This window comes from Bacteroides sp. HPS0048 (assembly GCF_964240755.1).
Taxonomy (GTDB): domain Bacteria; phylum Bacteroidota; class Bacteroidia; order Bacteroidales; family Bacteroidaceae; genus Bacteroides; species Bacteroides nordii.
The window spans coordinates 1-16,487 of record NZ_CAXSVC010000019.1 but is presented as its reverse complement, the minus strand read 5'-3'; the positions used below and the strand labels follow the sequence as shown (position 1 = coordinate 16,487).

Sequence of the window (16,487 nt, the reverse complement as noted above, 5' to 3'; positions counted from 1 at the left end):
TACTATTCCTGTAAACGGGAAAACAAAGAAGTGTTATTGTAATCATATTCGTTAAGCTCACGTTACTTATATTTCATTAGAATGCAATACATCACTTTATATTATTGTGAATTAATAAATATAAATCAAAATAAATGCAAATTAATGTTCTTGATATTAAAACTATTCTTATCTTTGCTATGAAGTAATTCTCAAAGAATTCTTTCGACCTTTGTTTAATGATAATATTGCATCTCAAAACAATTAATAAAAAGTTAACCATACTTATTAATAAGAAAAAAAACTAAGTTCTGATAGAACTTAGTAACATTAAGCTGTTAAACATTAGAGCTCAATAGATTCAAATGCTCTTTGACGTTTTCTAATAAATTACGAGTGATGTAAAAATATTAATGTATCACTGCTATTCATAATTTATAATTAGAGATGTTTTAAATATATTTTAAAACAAAAACAGTTTAAAAAGAATTTGATTACTTAAAAAACAAAATCAAACGTTCCTTAAATATATAACAAATAACATTATTAATATTATCAAATAATACTATGCACGTTAAAAATTATTATCTATTCCTCGTATTTTTATACTTTTGTATAAACATGGAAGCCCAGTGTCCTAAACGAGAAATGCGAGCGACCTGGATTGCTACAGTAGGTGGTATTGACTGGCCTAAAAGCGCAGGAGCTACTTCACAAAAAGCAGAGATGCTCAAAATGCTTGATTCAATTCAAACATTGAATCTCAACACTGTATTTTTTCAGGTACGTTCACGTTGTGATGCGATGTACAAATCGTCTTATGAACCTTGGTCAAGTGACCTAAAGATACCACGAGGTACCAATCCGGGATATGATCCATTGGCGTTCGTCATAGAAGAATGCCACAAACGAGGGATCGAATGTCATGCATGGCTCAATCCATATCGTTATAATAAAACTGGCGATGGATGGACAGGAAGCAATAACTGGCCATACAACTATGAGAACACACACCCTGAATGGTTACTTTGGTATTCCGACAACGTGATTTTAGATCCTGCTATCCCCGAAGTACGATTACTAATTACAAATATAGTAAAAGAAATAACTACAAATTATGATATAGACGGCATCATCTTCGACGATTATTTCTACCCATACGGAGGTACCACCAACCAAGATGCAAAATCGCAATCGCAATATTTCGGAACATGGTCGAATGCCCACCCTGGTAAAACCGTACATGACTGGCGACGTGCCAATGTAAACCAAATGATTGCCGATGTTTATCACACAATTCAAACTATAAAACCTTATGTAACATTTGGAGTTTCACCATTCGGTATTTGGACAACCAACACCAGTGTAGCAGAAGAAGAAGGTATTCCGTTACCTTCGGGTATTACAGGAGGAAATATGTATCAAGAGATTTATTGTGATCCTGTAGCATGGCTAAAAGAGGGTACAGTTGATTATCTATCACCACAATTATACTGGAAAACAGGTGGTGCACAGGATTATAACAAGCTTTGCACTTGGTGGACGGATCTAACCAATCGTTTTGGTAAACAGTTCTATTCGAGTATGGCTCTCTATCGTTATGCAGAAAATAATTCAAGCAATGCAGGTTATTACAAGAATACAGATGAATTTAAGAACCAAACTTTGAAAAATCGCAGTACAAATTATGATAATGCCCCCGGAAACGTATTTTATAATACCTTAGCTTGGGTTTATGATGCCCCCTTCCGTGAAAAATTTAAAACTGACGTTTTTCAATACCCGGCACTCCCCCCTGCAATCCACTGGAAAGCGGCACCCGAACAAGAACCTATTTCATTTACAGGCCCCCCACAGGGTAGTATCATCTCATGGATACACAATTCTGATGAAAATGTACGTTACGCTGTATATGCTGTACCAATTGCCAAACGGAACGAAACAGGTGCCTTCTCCAAATCAGAACATTTAGTTTCTATTACCTACGACAAACAATTCCGTATGAAGAAAGGTATATCTACCTCTACACACAAAATTGCAGTTTCGGTTATTGACCGATATGGTAATGAATATGCGCCACGTGTATTTGGTGAATCACCGGCTGCACCAATTACAGCGGTGTTAACTTATCCTGATGATAATGCCAGCATTTCCAAAGCAACTTTATTCCAATGGCAAGGAGCTTCAGATGTCGATTGTTATATCTGGCAACTATCTCGTAACAGCCAATTTACCGATTTAGTAGCTTCAATGGAAACCACAGATACTAAATACAATTCTGGATTAGTTGGCAGTATAGAAGAGAATACAACATACTGGTGGCGTGTAAAAACACGAAAAGCCAATACATTAGATACATGGTCGGAAGCTCGTCAATTCACAATTGGAACAGCAAGTGGTATAAAGACCTCCGTCACAACCAATTCACAAATTTACGTATACAACGAATACGGAAATCCATATCTATTTATATATGCAGACAAAGCTTCTAACGCAATACTTGAGCTTTATTCCACACAGGGTTATCATACCTTTTCTCAAACACTTTGTTTATTGGAAGGTGAAAATAGAATTCCACTATCATTGCCTAATAAAGAAATGTACATTGCAAAACTACAAATTGCAGAAAAACAATTGACACTAAAAATAACCAACTAATCATTCTTAAAAAGTCATGAAGAAACTATTATTATTATCGCTCATTTTGATTGGGCAACTTTCTTATGCACAGCGAATCGACATCAAGTCTATCCAGCTTCTGAATGGGACAGAACAAGGAGGATATTTTCATCCGGTCTTCAGTCCAAAGGGTACTTATCTACTCACAACTACTGAAAATTATGAGGGTCTGAATTGTCACATTATAGCAACTCATAAAATCGAAAAACTGGTAACAGATGCAGGTGCCGGCTATGGTGTACGCATCAGTGCCGACGAAAACACTATTTTATTTAAAAAGACCGAAATACGAAATAAATTACGTTTTTCTTCACTGCAAAGTTATTCCTTAAACAATAAAAAGCAAGAAAAGCTAATTGATGCCACGCATGAAAAAATTAGTCCTGTATTCGCAGAAAATGTACCAGCAGTAATCAAAGGTGGAACTATGAAAAAAATGAGAAATACGGCCTCAAATGTAGACCCGTATATCAATATTGAAGATCGCAAAATGGTTTTATATACAGGAAACATTCGTAAAATTCTCACCCCAAATGGAGAGAACAAAAGTTACTTTTGGGCTAGTATATCTCCCGACAGCAAACACATCGTTTATACAGTAGCTGCTTATGGTACTTTTGTTTGTGACATTAATGGAAAAAATGTTGTTTCATTGAAAAAACTAAATGCTCCCAGTTGGTTAAATAATGAATGGATTATCGGAATGAACGACAAAGATGACGGTGATCAAGTTATTACTTCAGAAATCACAGCAACAACCATTGATGGTAAAATCCGCCAGACACTTACTACACCTTTTGCAAAAATAGCTATGTATCCGGCAGCCTCAGCCGATAGTAAACAAATTGCATTCAACTCAGAAAAAGGTCAAATTTACATTATGAACATTGAATTAAAATAACTCAATTATGAAACGACTAGCATTACTCATAGTTTCTATTTTGACGATTTTTACCGCTCAAGCAATTGATTTGACTGGTGTCAAAATTTATATCAACCCAGGACATGGTGGATACGATAGTAACGACCGGAGCATCTGGACCATTCCTGTTCCCGAAGTATGGACCTCTCCTGATGGCTATTGGGAATCCAAATCTAATCTGGTAAAAGGATTAGCATTGAAAGAGTTGCTTGAAGCAGCAGGTGCTACTGTCATTATCTCGCGTACAGATAACACAAGCGGTATCCGTGACGGTGAGCAATTTGTCGGCGGTGGCGACCGTGACTTATCAGAAATTGCTGAAGAAGCTAATGCCAATAATGTGGATCATTTTTTATCAATCCATAGCAATGCCCTGAATACAACGACCAACTATCTTCTATTATTGTATCATGGATACAATGATCAGCCAACTATAGCACAAAGTTTACCAATGGTACAATCATCAGGCCTTTCTCAGATTAACAATCCTTTGACCGTTTGGACAAGCCCCACTCCGATGCTGCGTGGTGATTTTACATTTTATGGCGATAATCTCGGTTTAGGAGTTCTACGCCCGTTAACTGTACCGGGATTCCTTTCTGAAGGTTCATTCCATGATTACCCACCAGAAACCCATCGCTTAATGAACAACGACTTCTGCAGACTCGAAGCTATACGTTTCTTTCAGCACTTTCATAACTATTTTAAACGCGATATGCCGACAACAGGCACAATTGCAGGTTTCGTGAAAAGCGAAAATGAATTGGTAGATATTCTTAATCAGCCGAAATTTACCTACAGGCCCGGTAGTGATGACCAATGGTTACCACTCAATGAAGCAACCGTAAAACTGCTCAATGCAGACGGTTCACAAGTATTACAAACTTATATCACTGACAACTGGTACAACGGTATTTATGCCTTTTATGACCTGAAACCCGGTAATTATAAATTATCGTTTTCATTGGAAAATTACGAAAGTAAGACAGTAGATGTTACAGTTACCGCATCCGAAATTACATACTCAAAAGCCTTTTTGAAAAACATCAATATCATTGTTCCTGATTATCCTGCACCCGAACAGGGCGATGGTGCAACAGCATTAAGCCAATATGATTTTATTACGGACGGTAATATCGAAAATCCTGCATGGCTGAACAGTTCATCAATCAGACGAATACTTCAACGCAATGGAAAACTGTATGTTTTGACCACCGATCCTAAAATTATAGTAATAAATGCCGAAACACAAGAAATTATCAAAGAATTAGAATTAACCGGCATCACAGGTGGAAGTTCCATTCTTAGTGACATTGCTTTCAGTGCCGATGATGTTTTACTGGCTTGCAACAAAATAACAGATGCTTCCGCTACCACAATGTTTAAAGTATACAAATGGGAAAACGACGATGCTGCCCCGACAGTTTTATTCACTACCCAAAAACAAGCCAATACAACAAATGCCGAAATAGGAGAAACTTTCACCGTAGCCGGTGCCATTTCAAACTTATATATCTATTACACGGTTAAGTCCGGTGCAAACTATCGCATTGTCGGTTTAAATTACAAAAATGAAACCAAAAGCGTTACTGATAAATATATGGGTGCCGATACTAATTATCCGGTTTCTATATGGGGAGAACATGTTAAGTTTACCATATCTCCTTCCGGTTACGACCATATCATTGTCGACAGTGATGTGATGCATACTACCGAATATAAATTCGACTGGTCGGCCGTCGATGGTGCTGCCTTGTTGAAAAAAGGTGAATTAACTGTTACCGAGGTACCGGTAGCTGCCTACGGAAACACGTTTGCCCGTTATGCCGGACATCTATTTATGGCTACACCAGTTTGCAATGCCGATGCAACAAAAGCAGGTATAGCACTCTTTGATGTTACTAATGGGTTGAGTAACGCCGTTAGAATTTCAGATAAATATCCCGAAGCAGGTTTAGGTACAACCCGTGCCGGTTATTTGGCATCATCTATTGTAGTAAACAATTATGATATCAAAATCGGAATTTGGGCACAGGGACAAGGTGCCGCCATTTACAAAACCGAAATCCAGCCGGTAGCTAATATCTACGCTTCCGAGCTCTCAATTAGTCCAGCAAATGAGTTTAAATTTACATTGAACGAAGACGCTTCATCGGTATTCATTACAGTCTACAAGGAAGGTGAAACCCTAACCAGTTACAATGCAGGGGCACTAAACAAAGGAGCACAAGTCATAACCAATCCGTTCGGAACAACCAATTATGATACGTGGAGTGTTACAGCAAGTTCACGTCCTGTAGCATACCCAGTTAAAATAAGCGACGACTCTCCTATATTCCAGTTCTATTCGGGGCGTGGTGTTGCCGTAGACAACAATCCTGAAAGCCCATTCTTCGGCCGGGTATACGTATCAGAATCTGCCGGTGGCCTCATCTCGGAAGGAACACCAGTGAATCCCCGGACAACGCAAAAAGGTATTTATATTTTGGATGCAGCTTTATCAGACGTCACCAATCAGGGAGCCAAAAGTTATACCGGCAATATAGCATGGGGAGCCAACGTAAATGCCAGTTACCAATATGCTCCAAGAGGAATTACAACAGATGCCTCCGGTAAAGTTTATATCTCCGACAGTTCATTTGGTAACTCAGGAATTTACATAATGGATGCGGCCCATCCTGCATCAGATTTTTCTCCATTATTTGGCGGAACGCTTAATACTTCCAACGGTCAGGTAACAGTAGACGGAACTTTTATTCACGATCCAATAGAAGATATAAAAATCATAGGAAGTGGTACTGAAACGAAGTTGTTTACTTACAACCGTCCGGCTTCTCCGGTAGCAGGAGGCATTTATCGTTATGATATTGGTACAGCCGTATTACCCTGGGTATCAGCCCCCAGTGCTACTATTTATGATGACATGCAAAATGGTAATCTCCTTCAGAATTCATATGGCCAAATTGCTTCGGACACCCACGGCGGATGGTGGATGTGTCAATACCGTGCAGGTACAGGCGGAGCCAGTGTTCCGGCTTTGATACACGCCACCAATGGCAAACTAGATTACAATTGCAGTTCATCACTTCCAAGTTCATACCAGGGAGCCATGGCAGTGAACGCAGATGGTTCTGCACTGGCAATAGGTACAAAAGCCGGTAAAGTAGAAGTTTTCAATGTGGTTTACGATGCAAGTAACAAACCGACTCTCACCGCTAAATGCAGTATTGACTGGGGAGAAGCGACCGACTATTTGCAGAATATGGCTTTCGATGCAGCGGGTAATCTCTATCTGATTTCTAACTATAATGAACGCCTGATGGTATATTCTCTTCCTAAATCCGATAATACGTATACTACACATGCTTCTGTAAAACAGAGTACAGGCATAACACCTCATTACAAAGCAAATTTAAGTGATTGTATTTACATATCGAATCCAGTAAAAGACGAAATTATCATCAATGCAACAGCAGGTATCAATGCAGAAAGCTATGTACTTTATGACACCAAAGGTATACCGGTAAGAAGCGGCATAATAAATGCTGCACAAACCAAGGTCAATGTACAAACTCTGAATTCAGGTATCTACGCCTTACTGGTTAAAACCTCCGAAGGTATTACCAATAAACGTATTCTAAAACAGTAATACATTTTTGGGGTAATCTTTATGATTACCCCAAAAACGGCAGAACTGCTCTTCTGTATTTGTATTAACTATAAGATTATCATACATATTTATTATTCATCCAAAATTTAACTACTATGAGACGATTTCTTACTATTGTAACTGCCATGTCTCTGGCAATAACAGCATTACATGCACAAGAGCCCAACATTTATGCCTCTGGACTGAGTGCAAATGCAGTTGATAACACGAATCAGGAAGTGAAAATTTCCTATACACTAAATGCTCCGGCTACGTCATTAACAATTATTCTTCAGAAAGAGACGGCCCCCCCTCACGAGATTCAGATTACTGAATCCGAAGCATTAACAAAGGGGAACCATACAAATATCTCTGTCGATTTGAGTACAGTCCCCACAGGAAATTACACATGGAAATTAAAAGCAACCGGAACTGAAACAAGTAGCGAACCGATTCTCATCGGCAATACTACCGAAACTCTTACAACACCTCGAGGGTTGGCTATCAACAATAATTTCGATAGTCCCTATTTCGGTCACATCTATGTTACTGATTCTAAAAATAAAACAACCGACGGAGGTATATATGTTTTTGATGCAGCTTTCGCTGATATCACAGGGCAAGGAGAAAATGCTTGGTCCAGAAACTTTTCAGATAGTCCTGCAAGTCCGTTACGGTTAACTGTAGCACCCGATGACAGAATTTACATTACCGATTGGAGCGATAACGAAACCAGTGGTGTACACATCTGGAATCCTGCAACTCCCACTACAGACGCGGTTTCCGTATTTGGAGGAACAATTACCGGTGGAAATGCAAAGGAAGGTGAAGTATTTATTCACGGTTCGGTTTCACATTGCTATATAACAGGAACAGGAGCAGATACCAAACTTTATACCTATGACGAAGATCTTCCGCAAAAAATCAATTTATACGAAATCGGAAATCTGGATTCTCCTTGGGTCGATGCCCCGACTCCCCTTACATATCCCGGCAGCATAGCCAATGGAAATGGTATGATTTTTCCAGATGACAAAGGAGGCTGGTGGGTTGCACAGCACAGGGCTACCGACCCTGTAAGCGGAGTTAATCCCGGATTAATCCATATGAATTCTTCAGGCGTGGCAGATTATAGCTCTATGGGAGCATTAGGAAGCAACACCCGAGGTGTAGTAGGCTTAAATACAGATCAAAGTTTAGTAGCTACCGCAGGCACTATCGATGAAAGAAACACACAGGGGCAAATACATATTTTTGATGTCACTTGGGACGATAATAACACCCCTGCCTTATCATCTAAATACGTTATTAATACTCCTTTTACAAGTACCTGCTATACAGTTGTATTTGACGTTGCCGGTAATGTATATGCAACCGGTGATAATAATGCATTAGGTGTATGGGCGCTTCCCAAGACAGAAAACTCATTTACGACCCCCGCCCCTTCTACTTCCGTACTGGAGATAATCAACACAGCAGTGGGCGTCCACACCGCGACTAACGACAAAGTTGTGGAATCCGTTTCATACAATACGCCGGCAGGTATTACCGTCCCAGCTGATGCCCAAGGCCTATTATTGAAAAAAACAACGTACACCGACGGTACCACAAAAGTAGATAAAATTATAAACAAGTAATTAACAAATTTACAAAACAAAAGTCCTATGGATAATATGAAATTAAACATGCAATATATCGATTACGCCAGGCATATGCGGAACAGAATATTCTTGTTTGCCTGTCTGATAATGGTATCGGTATACGCAATTGCACAAGAGAAAGGGAAAAGTGTAACAGGTACTGTCACTGACAGTAATGGCGAATCGTTAATCGGTGTATCGGTCAAAGTGGCAGGTGCTCCTATCGGCTCTGTTACTGATATTGACGGCAGATATAAGATTACCGTACCATCGACTACATCTGTTCTACAATTCTCCTATATAGGTTATGTATCCGTACAAGAAACAGTAGGTTCTCGTAGTATCATTAATGTCAAAATGAGAGAAGATTCCAAAGTGATTGACGAAGTAGTTGTGGTAGGTTATGCCACCCAACGCCGAGCTAATTTGACCGGTGCAGTAGGTACAGTGGATATAGCCAAACAGTTGGAAAGTCGCTCACTGACAGATGTAGGCCGTGGTTTACAGGGTTCAACCCCGGGCCTAACTGTCACCACTACTTCGGGACGTATCGGAACAACACCCAAAATCCGTATTCGCGGTGATCAGGGTACTCTATTGAACGAAGACAGCGGTGCTTCACAACCGCTTATTTTGGTCGATGGCGTTGAAGTAACCGATTTGAACATGGTCAATCCTGACGATATTGAGAATATCTCGATACTGAAAGATGCCGCTTCATCCTCCATTTATGGTTCACGGGCTGCCTTCGGCGTGGTACTGATTACAACCAAATCAGGACAGAATAGTGATAAATTTACAGCTACTTACTCCAACAACTTTGCATGGACCTCTCCCATCGGTTTACCTAAGATGGCCAAGTCTTACGAGTCGGCTGCCATGGCATTAGAAGCATGGAGACGTAATAACCCCAACGACTCGGAATTTGTAGGTGATGCCGGAATGAAATGGGATAACGATGCTATTGAGCGGATGAAGGAATGGGAACGTAATTTTGGCGGTATGAATCTTAGCCCCGAGATGGTGGCCGGACGCGATTTTGAAATTACCGACAAAGGGCTTCGTTTTTATCGTTCATGGGATCCATTCGATATGTACATCCAAAATGGTTTTATTCAAAATCATAATTTATCGGTGACCGGTAAGTCTGGTAAAACCAGTTACCACCTGTCTTTAGGTTATATGGGTAACGAAGGTGTTTTGAAAGTGAATAATGACCAATACGACCGCTATAACGTTACCTTCAAGACCGAAACAGAAATTGCTAAATGGTTGAAAGTACGTTCACAACTAATGTTCTCGCGTACTGTACTGGAGACTCCATTCACTTATTCGAGCTCAACTTACGACCCCTTATATTACATATACCGTTGGCCGGTGATATATCCGTACGGAACATATAACGGACAACCGTTCCGCAGTGCTCTTACCGAAACAGCACAAGCCAATAAAAATAGTGATGCTACAAACAATATGCGCTTTACATTGGGAGCTACATTAAAGATTACAAAAGGTTTATCATTGGAAGCTGATTATTCGTACATAACCAATAGCCGTCTCCGGCAACTGCGTGGAGGTAAGGTAACGGCCATTGATTTTTGGTCAGGTGACATTAACAATCTGACAACCTATACTGCATCATCTTACGACAAATACGATCAGTACAACTATTTAACTAATCATCATACTGCTAATGCAGTTTTACGATATAGTAAAGAATTCGCCGGTAAACACAACCTAAGCGCTTTTGCCGGTTTTAATCTCGAATATGAGGATTATAACTATTTAAATGGTGAAGCTCGTGAATTGTTAGATCCGAGCAAGCACACCATTTCAACAACTTCTAATAATGAAGGTACACGATTTGTTTATGGTTCACAAAGTGACTGGGCTTCCGTAGGTTTCTTTGCACGTATTAATTACTCGTTGAAAGACCGTTATCTCTTAGAACTGAATGGACGTTATGACGGCTCATCTAATTTCCCTCTCGACCAGTTATGGGGATTTTTCCCTTCCGGCTCGATTGGATGGATTCTCAGCGAAGAATCATTCATGCATTCTTTGCAGCCTGTATTAAGTTTTGCAAAACTACGTGCCTCTGTCGGTAGTATAGGCAATCCTAATATCGGTGCCGACCGCTTCAGGGCAATATTGTCATCGGTTTCGTCTGGTTGGAGTATCAATAACGTCAATATGACCACTTTCGGACTTCCGCAAACTTTGGCAAAGGGTTTTACATGGGAAAATATCGTAACAAGCGATTTAGGTATTGATTTGCGCTTCTTAAACGGTCAACTCGGTGCTTCGTTCGATGTTTACAAACGCGTAAACGATGGAATGGTAGTACAAGGAAACGAGATGCCTTCCGCTTTCGGTGCTTCGGCTCCTTATAAAAATATTGGCGAACTGACTACCAAAGGTTGGGAATTAGCGTTGGACTTCAACCACACATTCGCAAATCAATTAAAGCTACGCGTTAATGCCAATATTTCAGATGCCCGCACTGTAATAACCAAACATCCGAACAGAACTAAATCACTTAATGGCAGCAACTATGAAGGTCGGGTACTTGGCGAAATCTGGGGATTTGAAACCGACCGTTTCTTTACCGCAGACGATTTCAATCCGGACGGAACCTTAAAAGCCGATATTCCTGATCAAAGCCGTTTTTTAGAATATAGCGGAACAAGCGGTATTGCAAGTTATTTACCAGGTGATATCAAATATAAGGATCTGGATGGCAATGGAGTGATTGATCGCGGTGATTTTACGGCTGATAATCATGGTGACCTGAAAGTAATTGGTAACTCTACTCCACGCTACGAATACAGCGGACGTATCGGGTTAGATTACAAAGGTTTCGATTTGGATATATTTTTCCAGGGAGTAGGAAGCCGTCAAATTTGGGCAAGCGGTAATTTAATCATTCCGGGCTACCAATTCGGAGACGGAGTGTATTACGCACATCAAACAGATTACTGGACACCCGAAAACCCGGATGCTTTTTATGCACGTTTGTCTAAAATGAATCAACCGTCCCGTTATGCGGAAAGCGGAGGTAACTACATGCCTCAGACCAAATATCTGCTTAACATGTCATATTGTCGTCTGAAGAGTTTAACCCTCGGATATTCGTTACCGACAAATCTAATCCGAAAAGCTTTTCTAAACAAAGTACGCGTATATGTCAGCGGTGAAAACCTATTCACTATCGACAAACTGGGCGATATTCCTCTTGATCCCGAAACCAATACCTCTTCCGGAGACGGTGGCACACAAGGATTCGGTCGTATCTACCCATACGTAAGGACATGGTCATTCGGACTTCAAGTATCGTTCTAATATATCACCAATTAAAAATATTACAGTATATGAAAACATATAAATTATTATTGCTATTAGGATGTGCATTATTCGTTTCTTGTAATGATTTCCTCGATCGTCCGCCTGTTGACAAATTTACCGATGAGGAATTTTGGCAAACCGAAACCCAGGCACGGCTCTTTTTATACAGTGTTTATCCAACGTTGTTTGGAGGATTTGGGACAGCTCAAAACCCCAGTTGGTTGGAAGATGTAGGCGACGATGCCATATCGGCTCCTATACAGAATCCATATGCACCGAATATCATACCCGAAACAGATGGTGGTTGGGGATTTACCAATGTCCGGAAAGCCAATTACGTAATAGCCAGTGCTCCCCGTCTGAATGAACCGGAAGCAACTATTAATCATTGGTTAGGTATCGGTCATTTTTTAAGAGGTTATTTCTACAGTAGCTTAACTTTTCAGTACGGTGATGTGCCATGGTTCGACAGAGTGTTACAGCAAAGCGACGAGAAAGAAGATATGGATTACCTATATAAAGACCGCGATCCACGCAACTTTGTAGTAGAAAAAAACATAGAAGATTTCAAATTTGCATTGAATAATACAGTACGGGTGAACGACGGTAAGTTACAAATCAACCGATATGTGGTGGCGGCGCTTGTTTCCAGGGTTATGTTACGCGAAGGTACATTCCAGAAGTACTACCTTCAGGATATTGAAATGGCTGAAAAATGCCTTGAGCTTGCCAAAACTGCTTCTGAAATAGTTATGGCAGGCCCCTATCAATTGGCTCCTAACTATAAATCGCTATTCACCTCCGATGACTTATCCGATAATCCGGAAATAATCATGTACCGTGAGTATTCCGATAAAACCGTGAAGCACTACATGGTAAACCAATGTTATGACATAGAGCAGAATGGTGCAAGCAAATCACTGCTCGAAAGTTTCTTACGTAGTGACGGATTCCCTGTCTTTTACAACAATGAATACTGGTTCGCTCCCACCGCTACCGATTTCTTTACTAATCGCGACCCACGCTTGTCGTACAATTTTCGCCCCAAATATTATCCTGTCGGTGGAAATAATGCTCCTTACAGCTATTCGCGTTCGGGCTATTCTTTGAGAAAATTCACAGATGACGAATGGGAAAGCAGTAATCCCAATCTCAAAAACCGTGGACAAAACATTACCGACGCCCCCTGCCTTCGTTTAGGTGAAGTACTCCTAAACTATGCTGAGATTTGTTACGAGTTGGAAGCAATTACCGGAAAAGACATCTTCAATCAAGAGGTATTGAATTCGACCATCAACAAGTTACGCGCCCGTGTAAATATGCCCAACCTGGAAGAAATCGGTGGTGAGCCTGCTATTAACGGCGTGATTTACGATGACCCGGTACGTACAAAATGGGAACCGACCAACGATGTATCGCCTATGTTGTGGGAAATTCGCCGCGAACGCCGCGTAGAACTTTGCTATGAAAATGGGCTACGCTCAGCGGACTTAAAACGTTGGAAAAAACTTGATTACTTGTGCAATCAACACAACCCCGACTACCGTTATGGCGCCTACATTGTATTGGACGATTTTCCCTCCGCCGTAAAAGACGGTATCGTTCTTACGGGGATTATCAGCCCTGATGCCGGGCAAGATGCAACGTTGTCCGAAGGATATATATTGCGAAATACGGGAACAGCGCGCGACTTACCGCAACCGAAAAATTATATAAAACCGGTTCCTAATAATCAAATCAGTTTGTATAAAAGCTATGGTTACACGCTTTCTCAAACAAAAGAATGGCAATCTGAAAATTAAATATACATATGAAAGGAATAAAATATATATTATTACTGCTATTGCCGGCATTGGCCATAACAGCATGCAAGGATGACGACTCGATTGTAGAAAATCCTTCCGGAGAGACATTAATTTACAACCTGTATATCGCCAATGGCGGGTTATCCGGAGGTATCCGTTATAACGCTGCTTACGACGACGCAACCCGTACTCTTACATTTAATAATGTAGCAGCCGAAACCGATGTTCAACGCATTAAGTTCGGTGGGAAAATTTCGTTGGGAGCTCATTTTGATGCAGATTCTTACAATTTTTACAAGCCGGAAGCTCCCAATGAAAAAATATTAAAAGGTAATATTACCCTCACCAGTGGTGAAAACGTGGCCAATTACAATGTGGTAATCAACCTATCCGACCCCGCGTCCGCACCATTGGTAAGCAAAATTGAAGTGGAAACATCAACAGGAAGTGTAATCAGCGGACTGATTGACCCGGCAGACAAGATGATTTACCTCAATACACCGAACGAAGAACAGGTTACCCTGAAAAATATTCTGCTCGTACCTACACGTACGTCTTATACACTGACTACGGCAGACGGTAATGTCATCAGAAGAGATAACCCAGGTACTATAGAATTAAACTTCCTGGGAATGACCGATACTTACGAAATTAGTTTCAGTAAATTATTGCCGGGTATTAACTTCTCTGCACCTGTCATTCACGACTTTACCACTAATTCTACTGTCTGGCCGGATTTTGTGGCAGAAGATACCCGAAGTGCCGATTTCGATGGAGAATATGTGTTTATTGTTTCCCGGTCCGGAGGAGTTAACCCTAAATTACTCAAAGCAAGTGATATCCTGTCGGATGGAGTAGTTGCACCTATTGCACTAAGTACAGACGGTATGGCTGGCGGAACTTATGTCATTTCATCAGGACGCTTGGCTCAGGGACATATTTATATCTGTAATCTCACAACCGGTCTGGCAGATACCGATGCCGGAAAACTGAAACTTTATCATTATGCCGATGCCTCTTCAATCCCCGAACTTATTTTGGACTTTAACGGTGTAGTTGACGAATCCATTAAAGCTACAGGACGTTTTGGTGATAACATGTCACTGGATTTAGATGAAAACGGTAATGGTTATGTCTATTTTATAAATCATACAGGAGCAGGAGTTTTACGGTTTACAATAACAAATTTCCAAACTGTAAGTGAAGCAAAATTCATTTCAGACATTGCCAGTGCAACCTATTATGCTTGTTACAATAAAGTAGATAATGAAGAAGCTTACTTATTCACAAGTACTACAATAACCCCTATTCAGCTACGCGATAAAGATGGCGGACTACTGGCTTCTATTGATAAGATAGGAGATGCAGGACATGGAACCGATGCTCACATTGTGAATTACAACAACGGACGTTACTTAATGTTCACCTCCGGTCGTCAACAAAGTTCCTGGTCTTTCCCAATGTTATATATTTACGATATCTCAGAAGGATTCAGTACGGTACCCGCTTTCAACGCTTATAATGAGAAACATCCTGACCCGATCTACACCTATAAGTTAGGCGAAGCCACTCAAGCAGCTTGTGCAGGTATCACCGCATGGGCTACCGTAGAAAGCAAGCTTGTTATCTTAACAGCCGGTCCTAAAGCTGGTTTTGCTTTAATTGAGTTTCCAAAAAACGAAGAATAGTACTCTTTACAACAAAGATACGTCAAAAGCTGGATAAAGTTATCAATTTATAACTACAGAAACACAGATTTACGTAAATTAGCGCAAATTCAATTTAATCTTTGCGTAAATTAACGTTAATCTGTGTTTTAATAATGTACCTTTTATCATATTAAAATAATAATTATATTCACAATCAATCTTCATCTATTATATTCATTCCGATTTTACCCTAATAAATATATCTTTAAACCACTTTTTATTTATTCAGATAAATGGCATATAAAATTCGAGGCAAATATTTATAATTATTTTTCAAAACAGAAAAACACATAAAAGGCTAAAAGAGGAAATGAAAGACAAAGAAATATAGCAACAAAAGCAACAAAGAACAATCCATTGATTATCAAATAGTTAAATATTGCATTTTTTCCTCTACGAGGAACGACTCAAAACTCTACGAGAAACACTCAATTCCTCGTAGAGTTTCGAACGTTTTCTCTACGACAAACAGTCCGAAAATTTATAAGACATTACATTTTTCCATAAACACCCAAGAAGAGGATTCATTTCATTGTAACAAATTATCATCTACTATAACAAGCATTTATTTTAAACTGATTCCTCTAAAACAAAAGTGTACACTTTATACACGCAAGAATGTACACTTTCGCAATATAATAATGCACACTCTTATGGTTCTTCTTCAATTTAGTTGAAAAAGACATGTTCCATCACCATCTTAATTCTTAGCAACTCTAATCCTGCCCTTCCATACATAGTTCGCTTCACTGCCTTTAG

Annotated in this window: 7 protein-coding genes; all 7 read left to right on the top strand. The window is 39.9% G+C overall.

Annotation, left to right across the window (positions count from 1 at the left end; genetic code table 11):
* The first annotated feature begins 600 nt into the window (after positions 1-600).
* The 7 genes from ACESQI_RS15015 (at position 601) to ACESQI_RS14985 (ending at position 15,707) form a co-directional block, all read left to right on the top strand.
* Positions 601-2,637, top strand: coding sequence for a glycoside hydrolase family 10 protein (locus ACESQI_RS15015; RefSeq protein WP_229105794.1), 2,037 nt, complete (start codon positions 601-603; stop codon positions 2,635-2,637).
* A gap of 16 nt (positions 2,638-2,653) precedes the next feature.
* On the top strand, positions 2,654-3,559 hold the full coding sequence (locus ACESQI_RS15010) for a PD40 domain-containing protein (protein WP_025868228.1): 906 nt from the start codon (positions 2,654-2,656) through the stop codon (positions 3,557-3,559).
* A 7-nt stretch (positions 3,560-3,566) separates the two neighbouring features.
* Positions 3,567-7,229, top strand: a complete 3,663-nt coding sequence (locus tag ACESQI_RS15005; RefSeq protein WP_025868229.1) for an N-acetylmuramoyl-L-alanine amidase — start codon at positions 3,567-3,569, stop codon at positions 7,227-7,229.
* Between the two features lie 116 nt (positions 7,230-7,345).
* Positions 7,346-8,866: a hypothetical protein gene (locus ACESQI_RS15000; protein ID WP_025868230.1), complete on the top strand. Its 1,521-nt coding sequence runs from the start codon at positions 7,346-7,348 to the stop codon at positions 8,864-8,866.
* Between the two features lie 27 nt (positions 8,867-8,893).
* Positions 8,894-12,211, top strand: a complete 3,318-nt coding sequence (locus ACESQI_RS14995; RefSeq protein WP_234130573.1) for a TonB-dependent receptor — start codon at positions 8,894-8,896, stop codon at positions 12,209-12,211.
* 29 nt (positions 12,212-12,240) lie between these two features.
* Positions 12,241-14,016: a RagB/SusD family nutrient uptake outer membrane protein gene (locus ACESQI_RS14990; RefSeq protein ID WP_195660519.1), complete on the top strand. Its 1,776-nt coding sequence runs from the start codon at positions 12,241-12,243 to the stop codon at positions 14,014-14,016.
* A gap of 8 nt (positions 14,017-14,024) precedes the next feature.
* On the top strand, positions 14,025-15,707 hold the full coding sequence (locus ACESQI_RS14985; RefSeq protein ID WP_025868232.1) for a DUF4623 domain-containing protein: 1,683 nt from the start codon (positions 14,025-14,027) through the stop codon (positions 15,705-15,707).
* Positions 15,708-16,487 lie beyond the last annotated feature (780 nt).

Excerpts from the sequence above, each read along its gene's own strand:
- ACESQI_RS15015 (WP_229105794.1), top strand. The coding sequence starts at position 601 with ATGGAAGCCCAGTGTCCTAAACGAGAAATGCGAGCGACCTGGATTGCT.
- ACESQI_RS15010 (WP_025868228.1), top strand. The coding sequence starts at position 2,654 with ATGAAGAAACTATTATTATTATCGCTCATTTTGATTGGGCAACTTTCT.
- ACESQI_RS15005 (WP_025868229.1), top strand. The coding sequence starts at position 3,567 with ATGAAACGACTAGCATTACTCATAGTTTCTATTTTGACGATTTTTACC.
- ACESQI_RS15000 (WP_025868230.1), top strand. The coding sequence starts at position 7,346 with ATGAGACGATTTCTTACTATTGTAACTGCCATGTCTCTGGCAATAACA.
- ACESQI_RS14995 (WP_234130573.1), top strand. The coding sequence starts at position 8,894 with ATGGATAATATGAAATTAAACATGCAATATATCGATTACGCCAGGCAT.
- ACESQI_RS14990 (WP_195660519.1), top strand. The coding sequence starts at position 12,241 with ATGAAAACATATAAATTATTATTGCTATTAGGATGTGCATTATTCGTT.
- ACESQI_RS14985 (WP_025868232.1), top strand. The coding sequence starts at position 14,025 with ATGAAAGGAATAAAATATATATTATTACTGCTATTGCCGGCATTGGCC.